15 protein-coding genes are annotated in these 17,403 nt (G+C 57.2%); 13 read left to right on the top strand and 2 right to left on the bottom strand.

What is annotated here, in order from left to right; translation table 11 throughout:
- Window positions 1-78 precede the first annotated feature (78 nt).
- Genes hypF through hypE form a run of 4 tightly spaced genes read left to right on the top strand, consistent with a single transcriptional unit; the run spans window position 79 to window position 4,675 of the window.
- The gene (hypF, locus tag N3G78_03715) at window positions 79-2,358 is read left to right on the top strand and encodes a carbamoyltransferase HypF (protein ID MCX8117029.1); all 2,280 of its coding nucleotides are present in this window, start codon (window positions 79-81) and stop codon (window positions 2,356-2,358) included.
- On the top strand, window positions 2,349-2,567 hold the full coding sequence (locus N3G78_03710; GenBank protein MCX8117028.1) for a HypC/HybG/HupF family hydrogenase formation chaperone: 219 nt from the start codon (window positions 2,349-2,351) through the stop codon (window positions 2,565-2,567). The genes hypF and N3G78_03710 overlap by 10 nt, the downstream gene beginning before the upstream one ends.
- On the top strand, window positions 2,564-3,655 hold the full coding sequence (gene hypD, locus N3G78_03705; protein MCX8117027.1) for a hydrogenase formation protein HypD: 1,092 nt from the start codon (window positions 2,564-2,566) through the stop codon (window positions 3,653-3,655). The genes N3G78_03710 and hypD overlap by 4 nt, the downstream gene beginning before the upstream one ends.
- A gap of 9 nt (window positions 3,656-3,664) precedes the next feature.
- Window positions 3,665-4,675: a hydrogenase expression/formation protein HypE gene (gene hypE, locus N3G78_03700; protein MCX8117026.1), complete on the top strand. Its 1,011-nt coding sequence runs from the start codon at window positions 3,665-3,667 to the stop codon at window positions 4,673-4,675.
- 19 nt (window positions 4,676-4,694) lie between these two features.
- Here hypE and N3G78_03695 read toward each other — a convergent pair whose 3' ends face one another.
- Together N3G78_03695 and hypB are read right to left on the bottom strand one after the other, a co-directional pair.
- Window positions 4,695-5,066: a hydrogenase/urease maturation nickel metallochaperone HypA gene (locus tag N3G78_03695; protein ID MCX8117025.1), complete on the bottom strand. Its 372-nt coding sequence runs from the start codon at window positions 5,064-5,066 to the stop codon at window positions 4,695-4,697.
- A 40-nt stretch (window positions 5,067-5,106) separates the two neighbouring features.
- Window positions 5,107-5,778 (bottom strand): hydrogenase nickel incorporation protein HypB, encoded by a 672-nt coding sequence (gene hypB, locus N3G78_03690; protein ID MCX8117024.1) that lies wholly within the window; start codon window positions 5,776-5,778, stop codon window positions 5,107-5,109.
- Between the two features lie 354 nt (window positions 5,779-6,132).
- Here hypB and N3G78_03685 point away from each other — a divergent pair, with 354 nt between their 5' ends.
- From N3G78_03685 to N3G78_03645, 9 genes are all read left to right on the top strand, one after another.
- A complete protein-coding gene (locus N3G78_03685; GenBank protein MCX8117023.1) occupies window positions 6,133-6,321 on the top strand; it encodes a hypothetical protein in 189 nt (62 codons plus the stop codon).
- Window positions 6,322-6,419: 98 nt separating this feature from the next.
- Window positions 6,420-6,956, top strand: coding sequence for a hydrogenase maturation protease (locus tag N3G78_03680; GenBank protein MCX8117022.1), 537 nt, complete (start codon window positions 6,420-6,422; stop codon window positions 6,954-6,956).
- Window positions 6,957-6,993: 37 nt separating this feature from the next.
- Window positions 6,994-8,157, top strand: a complete 1,164-nt coding sequence (locus tag N3G78_03675) for a 4Fe-4S dicluster domain-containing protein (GenBank protein MCX8117021.1) — start codon at window positions 6,994-6,996, stop codon at window positions 8,155-8,157.
- Window positions 8,144-12,619: an NAD(P)-binding protein gene (locus tag N3G78_03670; protein ID MCX8117020.1), complete on the top strand. Its 4,476-nt coding sequence runs from the start codon at window positions 8,144-8,146 to the stop codon at window positions 12,617-12,619. Before N3G78_03675 ends, N3G78_03670 begins: the two co-directional genes overlap by 14 nt.
- Complete coding sequence (locus N3G78_03665; protein MCX8117019.1) at window positions 12,616-13,065, top strand: hydrogenase iron-sulfur subunit; 450 nt, start codon at window positions 12,616-12,618, stop codon at window positions 13,063-13,065. The genes N3G78_03670 and N3G78_03665 overlap by 4 nt, the downstream gene beginning before the upstream one ends.
- 116 nt (window positions 13,066-13,181) lie before the next feature.
- Window positions 13,182-14,126: a methyl viologen-reducing hydrogenase gene (locus tag N3G78_03660; protein ID MCX8117018.1), complete on the top strand. Its 945-nt coding sequence runs from the start codon at window positions 13,182-13,184 to the stop codon at window positions 14,124-14,126.
- A 13-nt stretch (window positions 14,127-14,139) separates the two neighbouring features.
- Entirely contained in the window at window positions 14,140-15,582 is a 1,443-nt protein-coding gene (locus N3G78_03655; protein ID MCX8117017.1) for a Ni/Fe hydrogenase subunit alpha, read from the top strand.
- A gap of 178 nt (window positions 15,583-15,760) precedes the next feature.
- Entirely contained in the window at window positions 15,761-16,213 is a 453-nt protein-coding gene (locus tag N3G78_03650; protein ID MCX8117016.1) for a hypothetical protein, read from the top strand.
- Complete coding sequence (locus N3G78_03645; protein MCX8117015.1) at window positions 16,203-17,207, top strand: patatin-like phospholipase family protein; 1,005 nt, start codon at window positions 16,203-16,205, stop codon at window positions 17,205-17,207. The genes N3G78_03650 and N3G78_03645 overlap by 11 nt, the downstream gene beginning before the upstream one ends.
- Window positions 17,208-17,403 lie beyond the last annotated feature (196 nt).

The raw sequence follows: 17,403 nt of genomic DNA, 5'->3' as shown, positions 1-17,403 counted from the left end.
AGGGTGGGGAAGATCAATCTTTTTTTGCCACCAGGTCCCCCATTAGAAAAACCCTCTAAAAAAGGTTAGTATAGGTGTATGAGGCTTAGGCGAGCGACCATCCGAATCACCGGGATCGTCCAGGGGATTGGGTTCAGGCCCTTCATCTACAACCTGGCGAAACGTCGCGAGATCCGTGGATGGGTCCTCAATAACGAGCAAGGGGTCTTCATCGAGGCCGAAAGCGGGGATGGAAATCTCGAGCGGTTCATTCGGGACATCCCAGCCCTGGCCCCCGCTCTTGCCCGGATCGAGACCTTTGAGGTCAACTACCTACCGCCCGTAGGCTACTCCGATTTTGAGATCCGGCAGAGCGAGGAGGCCCCGGAAAAATTCACCCTCATCTCCCCGGATCTTGCCACCTGCGAGGCCTGTTTGGCGGAGCTCTTTTCGCCCGAAAACGTCAGGTTTCGATACCCCTTCATCAACTGCACCCTCTGCGGCCCAAGGTTCACCATCATCCAGGACATCCCTTATGACAGGCACAAGACGACCATGACGGCATTTGTCATGTGCCCTTCTTGTCAGAAAGAGTATGAGGATCCTTCCGACAGGCGTTTCCATGCCCAGCCCAATGCCTGCCCTTCCTGTGGCCCTCGCATCGAACTGAGGGATCGACAGGGTCACCAACTCCCGGGCGATCCGATAGAGACAGCCCTCGACCTTCTCGAGAAAGGGGCCATCCTTGCCGTCAAAGGGATCGGAGGTTTCCACCTGGCCTGCGATGCGACCAACGAAGAGGCGGTCTCCACCCTCCGATCCAGAAAGTTTCGAGAAGACAAACCCTTCGCCCTCATGTGCCGGGATCTCGAAGAGGTCAAAAGGTATTGCGAGGTCGACCCCGAGGAGGAGAGGCTCCTTAAGGGGACGGAAAGGCCTATCGTGATTTTAAAGAGAAAAAGGAACATTCCGATTGCTCCCTCTGTGGCCCCCTATCAGAACACCCTGGGGGTGATGCTCCCTTATTCCCCCCTTCACCATCTCCTCCTCCGCGGGAACCTTAGGACCCTTGTCATGACGAGCGGAAACAAGAGCGAAGAGCCGATCGCCTACAAAAACGAGGAGGCGATAAACCGGCTCAGGGAGATCGCGGACTTTTTCCTTCTTCACGACAGGGAGATCCATATCCGGTGTGACGATTCGGTCCTGAGGGTCTTCGGCAAGAGGCCCTACTTCCTTAGACGATCGAGGGGATATGTCCCCTTTCCCATCAAGCTCCCTTTCTCTCTCGAGATGATCCTGGCCTGCGGCGGAGAGCTGAAGAACACCTTCTGCCTCACCCGTGGGCCCTACGCCTTCTTAAGCCACCACATCGGAGACCTCGAAAACCTCGAAACCCTCTCCTCCTTCGAAGAGGGGATCGAGCATTTCAAACGGCTCTTCAACATCGAGCCGAAGGCCGTGGCCTACGACCTCCATCCCGACTACCTCTCCACGAAATACGCCCTTGCCATCCCGGACCTTCCCAAAGTGGGAGTCCAACACCACCACGCCCACATCGTCAGCTGCATGGCCGAAAATGGGATCGAGGGAGAGGTGATCGGCGTGGCCTTCGACGGGACCGGATTCGGAACTGACGGCACGATCTGGGGAGGCGAATTCCTGAAGGTCAGTCCGAAGGAATTCAAAAGGCTGGCCCATCTGAAGAAGGTCCCCTTGCCCGGAGGGTCGAAGGCGATCCGACAGCCCTGGAGGATGGCCATGGTCTACCTTTCGGAGGCCTTCGGCCAGGAGTGGGCCTCCTTGAAGATCGATCTGATGGACAGGGTCGACCTTGGGAAGTGGGCCATTCTGCAAGAGGCCATCCACAAAAAGGTCAATACCCCCCTGACCTCGAGCATGGGAAGGTTCTTCGATGCCATCGCCTCGCTCCTTTCGGTGAGGGACGAGGTCAACTACGAAGGCCAGGCGGCCATCGAACTGGAGTCGATGGCGGACCAAGAGGTCGAGGAGGATTACCCCTTCCATCTTTTGGGAGAGGAGCGGCCCTTTGTGATCGATCCCTCTCCCGTGATCCGGGGGGTGGTGGCCGATTTGACAGAGGGGATTTCCCCATCTAAAATCTCGGGCAAATTCCATCGAACGGTGGGCCGGATGATCGTCGAAACCTGCAAGGCCCTTCGAGCCCAGGAGGGGCTTCATCGGGTCGTCCTGAGCGGAGGGGTCTTCCAGAACATCTTCCTCCTCAGCCTGACCACAGAAGCCCTAAAAAAGGAAGGATTCGAGACCTTCCTCCACCATCAGGTCCCGGCCAACGACGGAGGCCTCTCGCTCGGCCAGGCGGTCATCGCCCAGGCGAGGTTGTTCTCATGTGTTTAGGCATCCCCGGACAGATCGTCGAAATCGAAAAGGATGTGGCCAAGGTTGACGTGGGAGGCGTGACCCGGGAGATCTCCATCGAGCTCTGCCCCGATGTCTCGGTCGGAGATTATGTCCTCATCCACTCCGGATTTGCCATCCATAAAGTGGACGAGGCCGAGGCGCAGGAGACCTTAAGGATTCTGAACGAGCTTGCAGAGTCGGCATGAAGTTCATCGATGAATTTCGGGATGGGGACCTGGCCAGGGGAATCCTGAAGAGGATCGAGAAGACCTCCAAACGGCCTGTACAACTCATGGAGGTCTGCGGGACCCATACCGTTTCCATCTTCCGTTCGGGGCTGAGGAACCTTTTGCCGGAGCAGGTGAGGCTCCTTTCGGGTCCGGGCTGCCCGGTCTGCGTCACCCCCAATCAGGATATCGATCTCGGCCTCGCCCTGGCCCGGCAGAACGGGACGATCCTCCTCACCTTCGGCGACATGATGAAGGTCCCGGGCTCGCGGTCGAGCCTCCAGAAGGAGAAGGCCGAGGGAAGGGACATCCGGATGATCTACTCGTCCCTCGACCTCATCCGGATCGCCCGGGAGAACCCGACGCGAAGGGTGGTCTTTTTCGCCATCGGATTCGAGACCACGACCCCTACGATCTCGGTGGCGATCCGGAAGGCCAAGGAGGAGGGGATCCGAAACCTCTTTATCCTCAACAGCCAGAAGCGGATTCCCCCTGCCCTTTCGGCCCTCCTAAAATCGAACCGGGTGAAGGTCGACGGGTTCCTCCTTCCCGGCCATGTCTCCACCATCCTTGGGGTCAACCCCTATCGGTTCATTGTAAAGGAGTTCGGCAAGGCCTGCGTCATCGCGGGCTTCGAACCCCTCGACATCCTCCAGGGGATCTATATGCTCCTCCGCCAGATCGAGGAGGAGAGGCCGGAGGTCGAGATCCAATACCGGAGGGTCGTCGAGGAGGACGGAAACGCCCGGGCGAGGGAGGCGATCGCCGAGGTCTTCGAGGTGGACGGCGCCCTCTGGCGGGGTCTCGGACCGATACCGGAGAGCGGGTATCGGTTCAAAGAGGCCTATGCCGATCTGGATGCCCGAAGCTTCGACATTGAAGTGGAACCCTCGATCGAGCATCCCGAGTGCCTCTGTGGAGAGGTGATTCAGGGGGTCCGTTCTCCTCTGGAGTGCCGTCTCTTTGGGACGGTCTGCCATCCTGAGGAGCCTGTTGGCCCATGTATGGTTTCCTTCGAAGGCACCTGCCATACCTACTATCGCTTTCCTCCGGAAAGGAGCCAATGAGGAAGCCCTATGTCCGATGAGAAGATCCTCCTTGCCCACGGAAGTGGCGGAAAGCTTGCGCACGATCTCATCGAACAGCTCTTCCTGCCGGAGTTCTCCAATCCCATGCTCCGTCTCCTCGATGACAGCGCAAGGATCGACCCCCGAAGCGGACCGATCGCCTTTACGACCGACTCCTATGTGGTCAACCCCCTCTTTTTCCCGGGAGGAGACATCGGAAGGCTTGCGGTCTGTGGCACGGTCAACGACCTCTCCATGCTCGGGGCCATCCCCGCCTTTCTCAGCCTCTCCTTCATCATCGAGGAGGGTTTTCCTCTCTCCGACCTGAAAAGGATCCTCTCTTCCATCCGCCAGACCGCGGAAGAGGCGAAGGTCGAGATCGTTACCGGCGACACCAAGGTGGTCGAGCATGGCGCGGCAGATAAGCTTTTCATCAATACGGCAGGAATTGGATGGGTTAAACCCGGCCTCGAACTCTCGGGGATGAAGGCCAGACCCGGAGATGCGATCCTGCTCAGCGGCTTCCTCGGAGACCACGAACTTGCCATCCTCTCCCAGAGGGAGGGATTTCGCTTCGAGGGTGATCTGAAGAGCGATTGTGCTCCCTTGAACGACCTGGTCCAAATGATGCTCGGGGCCTGCCCGTCGATCCGATGTATGCGCGACCCCACCCGGGGCGGGCTGGCGACGACGCTGAACGAGATCGCCTCAAAGTCTAATGTCGGGATCGTCCTCGAGGAGAGAGAGATCCCTGTGAGGGAATCCGTAAAAGGGATCTGCGAACTGCTGGGGCTCGATCCGCTCTATCTCGCGAACGAGGGGAAACTGATTGCCCTCTGCCCGAGATCAGATGCGGAGCGCCTCCTTGAGGCGATGAGAGCCCATCCTCTGGGCAGGGAGAGCCGGATCATCGGGAGGGTCGTGGCGGACCACCCCGGGAAGGTCGTCCTCCATACCCTCATCGGAGGCCACCGCATCCTCGATATGCTCACTGGCACCCAGTATCCGAGGATCTGCTGAGGGAACGAGACCTCTGCCTTTACCTCTCGGCCCGAATCCCTCTGAGGAGACACTCCCTTCCCCTTTCGATCTCGACTTGGAGGGAACCACACCGAGGGCATAGGGGAAGGATTTGGTGGCCGATCGCATCGCATTGATCCTCTCGGGTGCCTCCTCGGTAGCCGCACTCCGCGCAGGAGATCCTGGCCTTGATGATCTTGACCGCAATCTCAGCATTCTCGGCGATCGAACCTTTGAAGAGCTCCTTCACCCAGAAGAGGAGTTGTTCCGCGTTGAGGAGGGTCAGCTCTCCGATGTCGAGGCGGACGGAGAGGACCCGCTTTCCCCCTCTCTTTCGGGCTGCCTCGAGAACTTGATCGACGATGTCGGAGGCGACCGAAAATTCGTGCATCGGTCCGTTTCGAATCCCATCGGGGCGATGTCCTCGAGCTTCAAGAGAGATTCAGGTGACGGATCACTTCGGCGATCCCCGTCCCTCTGAGGGCATTGACCTTGACGAAGGCCGCCCGGGGATTGACCCTTTCCGCATCGGCCTTCAACTGAGCGGGGCTCACGTTCATCGCCTTGGCGAGGTCGATCTTATTGAGGACGATGACATCGGCCTGTTTGAAGATATAGGGATGTTTGATGATCATGTAGGGCCCTTCGGTGACCGAGGTCACGACGATGCGCTTATGGGTGCCCAGGGGAAATTCTCCAGGACAGATGAGATTGCCCACATTTTCGATGAAGAGGATCCGGATCCCGTCGAGATCCATCTTCTCGAGGGCATGGCCAACCAGATGGGCGTCGAGGTGGCACTCCTTTCCGGTGTTGATCTGGATGACCCGTGCGCCTTCCTCCTGGATTCTCTCGGCATCGATCGTGGTCGTGAGGTCTCCGGCGATCACGCCGACCGCCTCGCCCATCTTCAGCTTCTTCAAAAGGGCTTTGATCAAGGAGGTCTTTCCCGAACCGATGGAGCCCATGACGTCGATGGCGGTGATTTTGTACCGATCGAATCTTTTCCTGTTCTCTCTTGCAAGGCGCCTATTTTTGTCCAGCAGATCCTTCTCCAGCTCGATGTCGAAAATTTCCGGACCTCTCGGTCTAACGACTTTCATCCTCTCTTCCTTTCTTCAGAAAATTTGGTGCAACATTATAACCAAAACGATCCCAAAATAAAAATCGGGACATCCTTTGTCAGAAAATTTGCCCCTTCGGGAAATCCCCAAAAATCGGTAACACGTTAATATCTCAATGGATTTCAACGTACTCATTTTTGACTTGACAAAAAATTTGCTTGTGTTACATTTCACGTGGATTTATTCACAAATCTCGTGAACTTGGCCATCATCTTCTGCTCATTGCCTCGAAAGTGAATTCTTAGAATGAACCTGCTTTGATAGAACCATTGAAAGATTAAAGCTCGATATCACCTGATTGATTTTACCTCATAATAGTAGGGGGGGCCGGTCATGCCAGTTCAGGTTTTGAAAAAAGATAAAAAGTATGTCTGGGATGGGATGGAATATCCGGACAAGGAGACCGCTCTCGAAAAGGCCAAAAAATACAAGAGCGAAGGATTTGAGGTAGAAACCCTCGAAGAGGGCGGAAAACTTTATCTCTATACCCGGAGGGTTGCGAGAGAGGTCCTTTTGAGTTAAGGATGAATGCCCTTTGAAAAGGGGAACTCACCCCATTGCCTTTTGGCAGATCCATACGGACTTCGTCGCCGATTGAAGGACGAGGAAAACCAGCTGGCATGAAGTCAGCCCCCAACTTCCACGAAAGCATCCTGAAGGTCGAATATCGGAACGAAAGCGAGACCCAGTATCGAGACATCCTCGTTTTGGGATGTGGCAATATCCTCTTTGGAGACGACGGGTTCGGCCCCTGCGTGATCGAGTATCTCCAGAAACATGAAAGGGTCCCGGAAAATGTCTCCCTCCTCAATGTAGGAACCAGCGTTCGAGGGATCCTCTTCGATATCCTCCTCTCGTCCCATCGGCCCAAAAAGATCATCGTCGTAGACGCCGTCGACCTCGGGAGGGAACCCGGGACGGTCTTCCCGATCGACATCGATGAGATGCCACTGAATAAAATCGATGACTTCACCCTCCACGAAATGCCAACCTCCAATCTTCTCAAAGAGCTCAAGGAATTTTGCGACATAGAGGTCCTCATCATCGCCGGACAGATCGCGCACCTTCCCGAAGAGGTGAAGCCAGGGCTCTCCGATCCCTTACAAGAAAGCCTGCCCCTGGCTGCGCAGGAGGTATTGAAGGCGTGTCGAGGATGAACCCGGAGGTCAAGAACTTCAGAAAGGAGTGGCGGGAATGAATTACTACGAAGCAGATTTGAAACTGATGTCCGAAGTCCGCAAATACGGGAAATTCGATGCGGAGGGATGTTTCAACTGTGGCAGCTGCACCCTGGCCTGTGAACTCTCGCAGGACCAGGCTACCTTCCCGAGAAGGCCGATGCGTATGGTCATCACGGGCGTCAAGCAGGCCCTCCTTCAGAGCATCGATCCCTGGGTCTGCCACGACTGTGGCGACTGCTCCACGACCTGCCCCCGGGAGACCAAACCCCAGGAATCGATGATGACCCTGCGACGGTATCTGGTCTCGGCCTACGACTGGACCGGCATCGCCTCCCTGATCAACCGCTCCAAAGGGTGGTACATCGGTTCTCTCGCCATCGTCGCGGCCATCGTCTTTCTGCTCATCGTCCTCTACCACATCTATGGGGCGAAGATGAGCCTCTCGGAACTGGCCTCTACGGGGCTGGGGGTGGGCCATATGTTTCCGATGATCACCTATTTTACATGGGTGGTGATTCTCCTTCCGTTCCTGATCCTTTTGACCAATGCCTTACGGATGTACGGGATGGTCTCATCAGGGGCCGAACAGGTCCGAGGAGAAGCCCCTTCCTTTCTCTCCCGCGTCGCGACCTTCTTCGTCCACTTCTTCACCTATAAAAAGATGGCCGAGTGTCCGACGGGGAAGAGCCGGTGGGTGGAACACCTCTTCATCGGCCTGGGCTGCCTGATGATGCTCTTCGTCAAGGTCTTTGCCCTGAGGTGGTTCCAGACCGAGGAGATCCACCCCATCTTCCATCCCCAGAGATGGATCGGGTATCTGGCCACCTTCTTCCTCCTCTATGGCACCGGCAGCATCCTCATCGACCGGATGAAGAAGGAGAAAGAGGTCTATAAATCGTCCGAGCTTCAGGATTGGACCTTTCTGCTCCTCCTCTTCGGGACGGCCCTGAGCGGGATCATCCTCCATATCTGCAGGATCTCCGGACTCGAACTGGCCACCTGTTACTTTTATGCCATTCACCTGTTGATCGCCGTGCCCATGCTCGTCATCGAAATGCCTTTCGGCAAATGGACCCATATGATCTATCGGCCACTGGCCATCGCCTTACAACCCAAAAAGGGGACGATACAACCCCAATGGTCCCAGAAGGAGGTTTCCAAATATGCAACAGCCTAAGACGAACGGTAAGAAAGTAGGTGCCGCCCTAATCGTCGGCGGCGGGATTGGCGGGATGGCCGCTGCGCTCGATCTGGCCGCAGCGGGCATCAAGGTCTATCTGGCCGACAGCAAACCTTCGATCGGCGGGGTGATGGCCCAGCTCGACAAGACCTTTCCCACGAATGACTGCGCGATGTGAACGATCGCGCCCAGACTGGTCGAGGTCGGCCGGCATAAAGATATCGAGTTGATCACGTTAAGTGAGATCGAGAGTGTCAAAGGAGAACCAGGAAACTTCCAGGTCACCATCCGAAAGAAGCCCCGCTATATCGACATCACCAAATGTACCGGTTGCGGCCTCTGCTTTGCGGGCTGCCCGGTCTTCATGAAGAACGAGTTCGAGGTCGGGCTCTCGGACCGAAAGGCCGTCTATATCCTCTTTCCCCAATCCATCCCCAACAAGGCGACGATCGACAAGCGCGAGGAACGGCCCTGCAAGGCGGCCTGCATGTATGCCTGTCCGATCAATACTAATGCCCTGGGATATATTAAATTGATCGCCCAGGGGAAGTTCAAGGAGGCCTACGAGCTCAACCGGGCCGTCAACCCCCTCCCCTCCGTCTGCGGAAAGGTCTGTTACGCGCCCTGTGAGGCCAACTGCAACCGGGGAGAGCTCGATGAGCCCATCGCCATCCGGGAGCTCAAGATGTTCGTGGCCGACCAGGTCAATCCCGACGAGCTTCCCGTTCCTCAGATCACGAAAACAGGGAAGAAGGTGGCGGTGATCGGGGCGGGGCCGGCCGGGCTTGCGGCGGCCAATGACCTGGCCCTGAAGGGTCACGAGGTCACGATCTTCGAGGCCCTGCCCGAGCCGGGCGGGATGTTGCGCTATGCCATTCCCGAATACCGTCTGCCCAAAAAGGTCCTCGCCCAGGAGATCAACTACATCAAGAGATTGGGCGTGGAGATCAAGACCGGCGTTGCGGTCGGCAAGGATATCCCCATCAGCGCCCTGAAGAAGGATTATCAGGCCATCTTCCTCGGGATGGGCGCTCCGGGTGGGATGAAACTGGAGGGCGAAGGGGCCGATCTGCCCGGGGTCACCGACGGGATCAAATTCCTCCAGGCCGTCAACCTCGGAAAGAAGGTCGAGTTGGGAAAGAAGGTGGCCGTGGTCGGAGGAGGCAATACGGCCATCGACTGTGCCCGGACCGCCTTGCGATTGGGAGCCGAGGAGGTTCGGGTCGTCTATCGACGGACCCGGGCTGAGATGCCTGCGGCCAAAGAGGAGATCGAGGCGATGCTGGCCGAAGGGGTCAAGCTCGATTTCCTCACCCTTCCACAGAAGTTCTTTGCCAAAAACGGAAAACTGGCCGAGATGGAGTGCATCAAGATGGAGCTCGGGGAGCCCGATGCCAGCGGCCGAAGGCGTCCCATCCCGATCAAAGGGTCGGAGTTCAGGGTCCCCGTCGATACGGTCATCGCCGCCCTCGGTCAGGTGACCGATGTCGGGTTTTTAAAGGAGCTGAACGTCAACACCGCCAAGAACGGGACCATCCTGGTCGATCCCGAAACAGGGGCGACCAACGTGGAAGGCGTCTTTGCGGGTGGCGATGTGGTCACCGGAGCGGCCTACGTCATCGATGCGATCGCTGCGGGAAAGAAGGCCGCCGCGGCCATCGACCGCTACCTCAAGGGCCAGCCCATCAAGGTCGAAAAAGAGGTGAAGAAGCCCGAGAAGATGGGCGACCAGAAGGTCGTGGAACTGAAACAACGCTTCCCGGCCGCAAGCCGCGTCCACATGAACGAACTGCCCGTGGCGGAACGGGTGAAGAATTTCAAGGAGGTGGCCCTGGGATTCACCCCCGAACAGGCCGTCAAAGAGGCCTCCAGGTGCCTCGCGGGACAGATCGAGGGCTGTATCGAATGCGAAGAGTGCATGAAGCGCTGCGAGGCCCAGGCCGTGGTCTACACCCAGAAGGAAGAGCGGGTGGAGCTCAACGTCGGCTCCATCATCCTCTCGCCCGGATATCAGCTCTACGATGCCACGGGCAAACCCGAATACGGCTACGGGCGGTATCCCAACGTGATCGGAGCGCTCGAGTTCGAGCGGATCCTCTCGGCCTCCGGACCGTTTGGGGGCCATGTGGTCCGGCCCTCGGATCACAAGGAACCGAAACGGATCGCCTTCGTCCAGTGCGTCGGTTCGAGGGATCATGAGAACGATTACTGCTCCTCGTTCTGCTGCATGTTCGCCACCAAAGAGGCGATCATCGCCAAGGAGCACCTTGGGCCCGATCTCCAATGCGACATCTTCTTCATGGATATGCGGGCCTTCAGCAAAGGGTTCGATGAATATTATGAGAGGGCCAAACAGTTAGGAGTCAACTATATCCGGTCCAGACCGGCCTCCATCGAGGAGGTGCCCGGGACCCGGAACCTGATCATTAAATATCTCACGGATGGCGATGTCAAAGCCTCCCGCGAGTACGACATGGTGGTCCTTTCCATCGGCACCCAGCCTCCCAAGGACGTGGAGCGCCTGGCCCAGACCTTCGGCATCGAGCTGAACGAGTTCAAGTTCTGCAAGACCTCGCCCTTCCGGCCCCTCGAGTCGAAACGGGAAGGAATCTATCTGGCCGGTGCCTTCACCCAGCCCAAGGACATCCCCGAAACGGTGATGGAGGCCTCCGGCGCAGCCTCAAGGGTCCTCTCCCTTTTGAAGGAGGCCAGGGGCACCCTGATCAAGAAAGAGGAGTTCCCGCCCGAAAAGGATGTCCTCGGCCAGGAACCCCGCATCGGGGTCTTCGTCTGCAACTGCGGATCGAATATCGGAGGCTTTCTCAACGTCCCCGAGGTCAGGGAGTATGCGAAGACCCTTCCCAACGTCGTCTATGTGGAGGACAACCTCTATACCTGCTCCAACGACACCCAGGATAAGATCCGGGAGAAGATCAAAGAGTACGACCTGAACCGGGTGGTGGTCTCGGCCTGCACGCCGAGGACGCACGAACCCCTCTTCAGGAGCACGGTCCGAAAGGCAGGGCTCAATCCCTATCTCTTCGAGATGGCCAACATCCGCGACCAATGCTCCTGGGTGCACATGAATGAGCGCGAAAAGGCCACCCAAAAGGCCAAGGACCTCGTCCGGATGGCGGTAGCCAAGGCGAGGCTCCTGGAGCCTCTCGAAATGATGAAGGTCCCGGTCAACAAGGCCGCCATGGTCATCGGTGGCGGTCTGTCCGGGATGACTTCCGCCCTCGATCTGGCGGAACAGGGCTTCCAGGTCTATCTCCTGGAGAAGGAGAAGGAACTGGGAGGAAACCTCAAGAAGATCCATTATCTCATCGACGGGACCCGAACCCAGAACGAACTCCAATCCTTGATCAAGAAGGTGAAGGAGCACAAAAACATTCAGCTCTTCACCCAGGCGAAGATCGAAAAGGTGGACGGGTTCGTGGGGAATTTCAAGACCACCGTCTCCTCCAATGGGACCTCCAAAGAGCTGGAGCATGGGATCGTCGTCATCGCCACCGGCTCGAAGGAGTACCAGCCCAAAGAGTATCTCTATGGCTCGGACCAGAGGGTCCTGACCCAATTGGAGCTCGAGCAGAAACTGGCCCAGGGCGGCCTTGGCCGGGAGGTCAAGAACGTCGTGATGATCCAGTGCGTGGGCTCTCGCGACGAGGAAAGACCCTACTGTTCGAGGCTCTGCTGTAACGAGGCGGTCAAAAATGCCCTGAAGATCAAGGAGCTCTCACCCGAGACCAACGTCTACGTCCTGTATCGGGATGTGAGGACCTACGGTTTCAAAGAACAGTACTACACCCAGGCGAGGCAGAAGGGCGTTGCCTTCATCCGGTTCGAGAAGGATCGGAAGCCTGAGGTGGTGCGAAGCGGTAACGGCCTGAAGGTGAACGTCTTCGATCAGACCCTGGGGATCCCCCTCACCATGAACGCCGACCTGGTGGTCCTCTCCGCGGGAGTGGTTCCGAACGAGGACAACAAGGAACTGGGTCAACTCTTCAAGGTTCCTCTCAACAAGGATGGGTTCTTCCTCGAGGCCCATATGAAGCTCCGTCCGATCGACTTTGCCACCGACGGTGTCTTCCTGGCCGGCATGGCCCACTTCCCCAAGGCGGTCGAAGAAAGCATCTCCCAGGCTCAGGCCGCATCCTCGAGGGCCGCTACGGTTCTGGCCAAAGACTCGATCGAACTGGAAGGGACGATCTCGAGGGTCATCGACGAGAACTGCGACGGTTGCGCCTACTGCGTGAGCCCCTGCCCATACGAGGCCATCAACCTGGTGGAGTATGTGAGGGGAGATTCCATCAAGAAGTTCGTGGAGGTCAACGAAGTCCTCTGTAAAGGATGTGGCGTCTGCATGGCCACCTGCCCGAAAGAGGGGATCGTGGTGCGCGGTTTCAAACTGAAACAGATCGCAGCCCAACTCAATGCTGCATTGGAGGTCGCCGTATGAAGGATACCTTTGAACCCCTGATCATCGGATTCTGCTGTAACTGGTGCGCCTACGCCGGCGCCGATCTTGCAGGCGTCTCGAGGTTGCAATATCCCCCCAGCCTGAGGATCATCCGGGTCATGTGTTCCGGGATGATCCACCCACGGTTGGTCATCGATGCCCTGACCAAAGGGGCAGATGGCGTCCTGGTGGGTGGCTGACACATCGGCGACTGCCATTACCAGGATGGTAATGTGATCGCCGGAAAGAGAGCAGAGGCCATTCGCCTGGTCCTCGACGACATCGGGATCGAACAGGAACGGTTCCGGGTGGAGTGGGTCTCCTCGGCCGAGGGTCCCCGATTCGCCCAGATCGTGACCGAGTTCACCGAACAGATCAAGAAGCTGGGACCGAACCCCTATAAAACGATTTCCCAAGAGGTGCCCGAAATCCACGCCCATCCCTGAGAAGGATTTCCAGCGCCCTCTTGAAACGATAGATCAGGTAAACTGGGGGTATGCCGGGGATGGATGATGAAAGCATCGGATGGGGCCACGGCATACCGACTCAAAAGGAGGTTAATATGGCCGTCAATGTCTTTGAAGACTGGTTGAATGCATGTTCAGGTTGCGAAATCTCCATCCTCAACATCGGAGACCCCCTGGTGGACCTCCTGCCTCACATCAACTTTGTCCACATCCCTCCGCTGGTCGACAACAAACTCTTCGGCCAGTTAGGGGAGAAACAGGATATGGAGGTCCCGGAGGCGCCCGTGGCCATCATTTCGGGAGGCATCCGGACCGACGAGATGGTCCACGAATTGAAGGAGATTCGAAAGAAGTCGAAGTTTCTCGTCGCCCTGGGCACCTGTGCCTGCCACGGTGGGATCCCGGCACAGGCCAATATGTGGAAGAAAGAGGAGCTCTTGGAGAAGGTCTATCGCGATTGCCCCTCCACAGAGCCTTCTCCCCCTCCCAAAGATCCCAACGTCCCTGAGCTCATCCCGTCGTGTAAGGCCTTGGACGAATTCGTCCCGGTGGATGTCTACATCCCAGGCTGCCCTCCCCACCCCGACTGGATCGCCGATGCGGTTCTGGCCCTCCTCGGCGGCGCAACGTCCTGGAGCCTACCGGAACGGAGCGTCTGCGACACCTGTCCGACGATCCGAGAGAAGAAATCCGGCGGTGGGGCGGTGAAACGCTTTCTCCAGAATCTCGATTTCAACCCCGAAGAGGGGCTCGACAAGATGCGATGCATCAACGAGATGGGCTTCCTCTGCCAGGGACCGGTCACCCTTGCGGGTTGTGCCGGCAAAAGCGGAGTTCCCCGCTGCATCCAGGCCAGAACCCCCTGCCGGGGCTGCTTCGGACCCATCCGGAAGGATACCAACCCCCTGATGGATATGATGGGGGCGCTCGCATCGGTCGGCATGGATCCGAACTCCGTGGTGGATAGACGGGCCACCTTGAATCGCTATATCGGGGCGCACGGGGTCCTGAAGGTCCTCCCCCCGCGTCCTGCCAAATGAGGAGGTAGAATCTATGGGCAAAGTCATCAATCTCCAGCCGATCACACGGATCGAAGGTCACACGCGGGTTACGATCACCCTGGACGATACAGGAAACGTGGTCGATACCAAAGTCCATGGTCAGAACCTTAGAGGTTTTGAAAAGTTCTGCGAAGGCAGGCCCGTCGAGGAGATGCCCCGGATCGTCTGCCATATCTGCGGCATCTGCCCCTGGGCCCACCACCTCGCATCGAGCAAGGCGACCGATGGCTGTTTCGGCGTCACCCCGCCGCCCACGGCCATCAAACTTCGCCGCCTGATGCAGAGCATCGCCTATGTCAGCGACAAGATCCTCCACTTCTACTTCCTGGCCGCCCCGGACTTCGTCCTCGGTCCAGATGCCGATCCCTCGGTCAGGAACGTGGTCGGGATCGTCAAGGCCGCACCCGATCTGGCCAAACAGGTCGTCCATATGCGACACCTCGGCGCCCAGATGCTGGAAGGCTTTGCCGGAAGGGCCATCCATCCCACCTTCTCGGTGCCAGGCGGGGTGAGCAAGCCCATGACCGAAGCGGAGCGAAAGAAGCTCCTCGGCCCCGCCCAGGAGCTCTTGGAGTTCTCGAAGTTTACGATGAAGTTCGCCAAGGAGAACGTCTTTCCGAAGTATATGGACGCCATCAAGACCCTCGGCGTCATCAAGGTGGGATACATCGGCACCGTAAGGGACGACGGAGCGCTGGAGTTTTACGACGGCAAGATCCGTCTGATGAAACCGGATGGCTCCTATGACGACTTCACCTACGACCAGTACCTCGACCACATCGGCGAGGCGGTCATGCCCTGGACCTATCAGAAGTTTCCCTATGCCAAGAAGTGGGGCAAATTCAACCTCTCCCTGGACAATCCTGTCGGCGTCTATCGGTCCAACACCCTGGCGCGGATCAACGTGGCCGACAAGATGGCCACCCCGCTCGCCCAGGCCGAACTGGAGGAGTTCCGGGCAGCCTTCGGCCGGCCCGCCCATTACACCCTCCTCTACCACTACGCCCGGCTGATCGAGCTCCTTCAGGTGGCCGAGACCATGGTGGAACTCCTGAACGACCCCGAGATCACCAATCCCAATGTCAGGACACCGGTCACGCCCAAGGCGGGCAGGGGAGTGGGATGTGTGGAGGCCCCGCGAGGCACCCTGATCCATGATTATACGTGCGATGAAAATGGCTTCGTGACCAAGGTGAACCTGATCGTCGGGACGACCCATAACAACGCTCCGATGAATCTTTCGGTCAACCAGACCGCCAAAACCTTCATCAAGGATGGGAAATACGATCAGGGGATTCTCAACAGGGTAGAAATGGCCATACGTGCCTACGACCCCTGACTCAGCTGCGCCATTCACCGCCTGGACGGCGGTCTTGCAATCGAGCTCACCATCGTCGATTCAAAAGGAAACGTGATCGAAACCTTCCGGAAGTAAAGGAGAAGGGCTGGGGGGTAAGGTTAAGAGCCCGCCCAGCCCTTTTTTAATTTATCTCCTCATTTCCCCGCCTCCGATAAAAACCCCTTGCCCTCCTAAAACCATCCATTGACAATCCTTTCCCGTTTTGATAGGGTGACTTCCATCTCCGGGGAAGGTCGAATCGTTAGAGATTGAAATGAACCCAGGAAAGGCGACCCCATCTCTTATAAAGGGTCTGCTCCTTTTTAGCCTCCTTCTCCATTGGGGAGCCTGTGAGCACTCCCCTGACCTGAGCCCCCAACCTCTGTTGGGATTTTACGAGAAGGTCACCGCCCTCACGACGACCACCGTCAGGGGACAGCTCCGAGACCATCCTCCCAGACAGCAACTTCTCAGCGCCCTCCTTCCAGCCCTCGAACAGGGTTCGACCATGAACGAATTGACGGAAATCCTGAAAGGTACCGGTCTTCTCAGAGACCTTGCCTACCTCATCGAGACCGATGTGATGTTCGAGCTTCAGAAACCAGAACACCATTACGAAAGAGTCCATTTCAACTCCCCAGAGATCCAGCGCCAGATCGTCTCGGCCATCCTCGGAGGAATGAAGAGGGCCCTCGACCAGGTCAAAGGGGGAAGGGATGCCAGATAAGCTCGCCCTGGTCCTGAGCGGCGGAGGAGCGAAAGGCGCCTTTGCCGCAGGCGCGGTAAAATACCTGATGATAGAGCTCGGCCTGAGGTTCGATCTCGTCGTCGGGACGAGCACGGGCGCCCTGATCGCGCCCTTGGTGGCAATGGGTGACATCGCCAACCTCGTCCATTTCTATGAGAACGTGGAGCAACAGGACATCCTCACCGACCGGCCCGATCTCCTGGCCTTCCTCTTCTCCGATGCCCTGAACGATACCCGACCCCTCGAAAGGCTCATCCAGAATTTCTTCGGCGACCGAACCCGCTACGAGAAGCTCCTCCACTCACCGACCGAGATGTTCGTCACCGTCGTCAACATGCAGACAGGAGAGGTCGAATACGGAAACCCACATCAGGACCCCAAGCCCGTCCTCCTCAAGAAGATCCTCGCCTCGGCCTGCGTTCCGGTGATGATGCCTCCGGTCAAGATCGGGAGGTATCAATACGTGGACGGCGGGGTCAAGGAGATCGCGCCGTTCCGCAAGGCGATCGAGGAAGGGGCCACGCATATCCTCTCGGTCATCCTATCCCCCGATGCGAGACACCGGGCACCTTCCCGGAAAGAATTCAAAAGTTCAATGGATATTCTAAAAAGGACCCTTGAGCTTCTGACCGACGAAGTGGTTGATAACGACCTAAAAGTCGCCAACCTCTACAGCGAGGCCATCCGATATCTCGATCGAATCAGAAGGAATGCCAAAGAGGCACTCGGTTTGTCCGACAAACAGATCCGAAGACTTTTCACAGGGCTCGAAAACCCCTTCGAAGGCAGAAGGATTGTAGAAATCGTAACGATCCGGCCAGAAAAAGAGCTCTTAGAATCCTCCCTCGAATTCGACCCAGACCGGATGAGAAAGATGGTCGATATGGGCTATAAAAAAGCCAAAGAGGTGATGAACCAGAAAAGATTGGCCGAGGCCTTCCAGCGCCCAGATCTTAACGACATCAACCATTAATCTGTTTCCGTTTAATCAAAAATAGCCCTAATATACAAAATTTCCCAATGAAATCAGAGAGTTGTGGCAAAAAATCCTTGACAATTAACCTTTGTCCTTTGTATCATTCTTTAAAAAATAGGGGAATTGTAAAAGATTTGCCACTAAAATAGATTAGTGGCATGGACTTAAAATCCTTCGAACCCCTTGTAAAGAC

The organism is Thermodesulfobacteriota bacterium, assembly GCA_026415035.1.
Classification (GTDB): Bacteria; Desulfobacterota; BSN033; order BSN033; family UBA1163; genus RBG-16-49-23.
The sequence above is the reverse complement of the archived record's forward strand: the minus strand, read 5'-3'. Positions and strand labels throughout refer to the sequence as shown.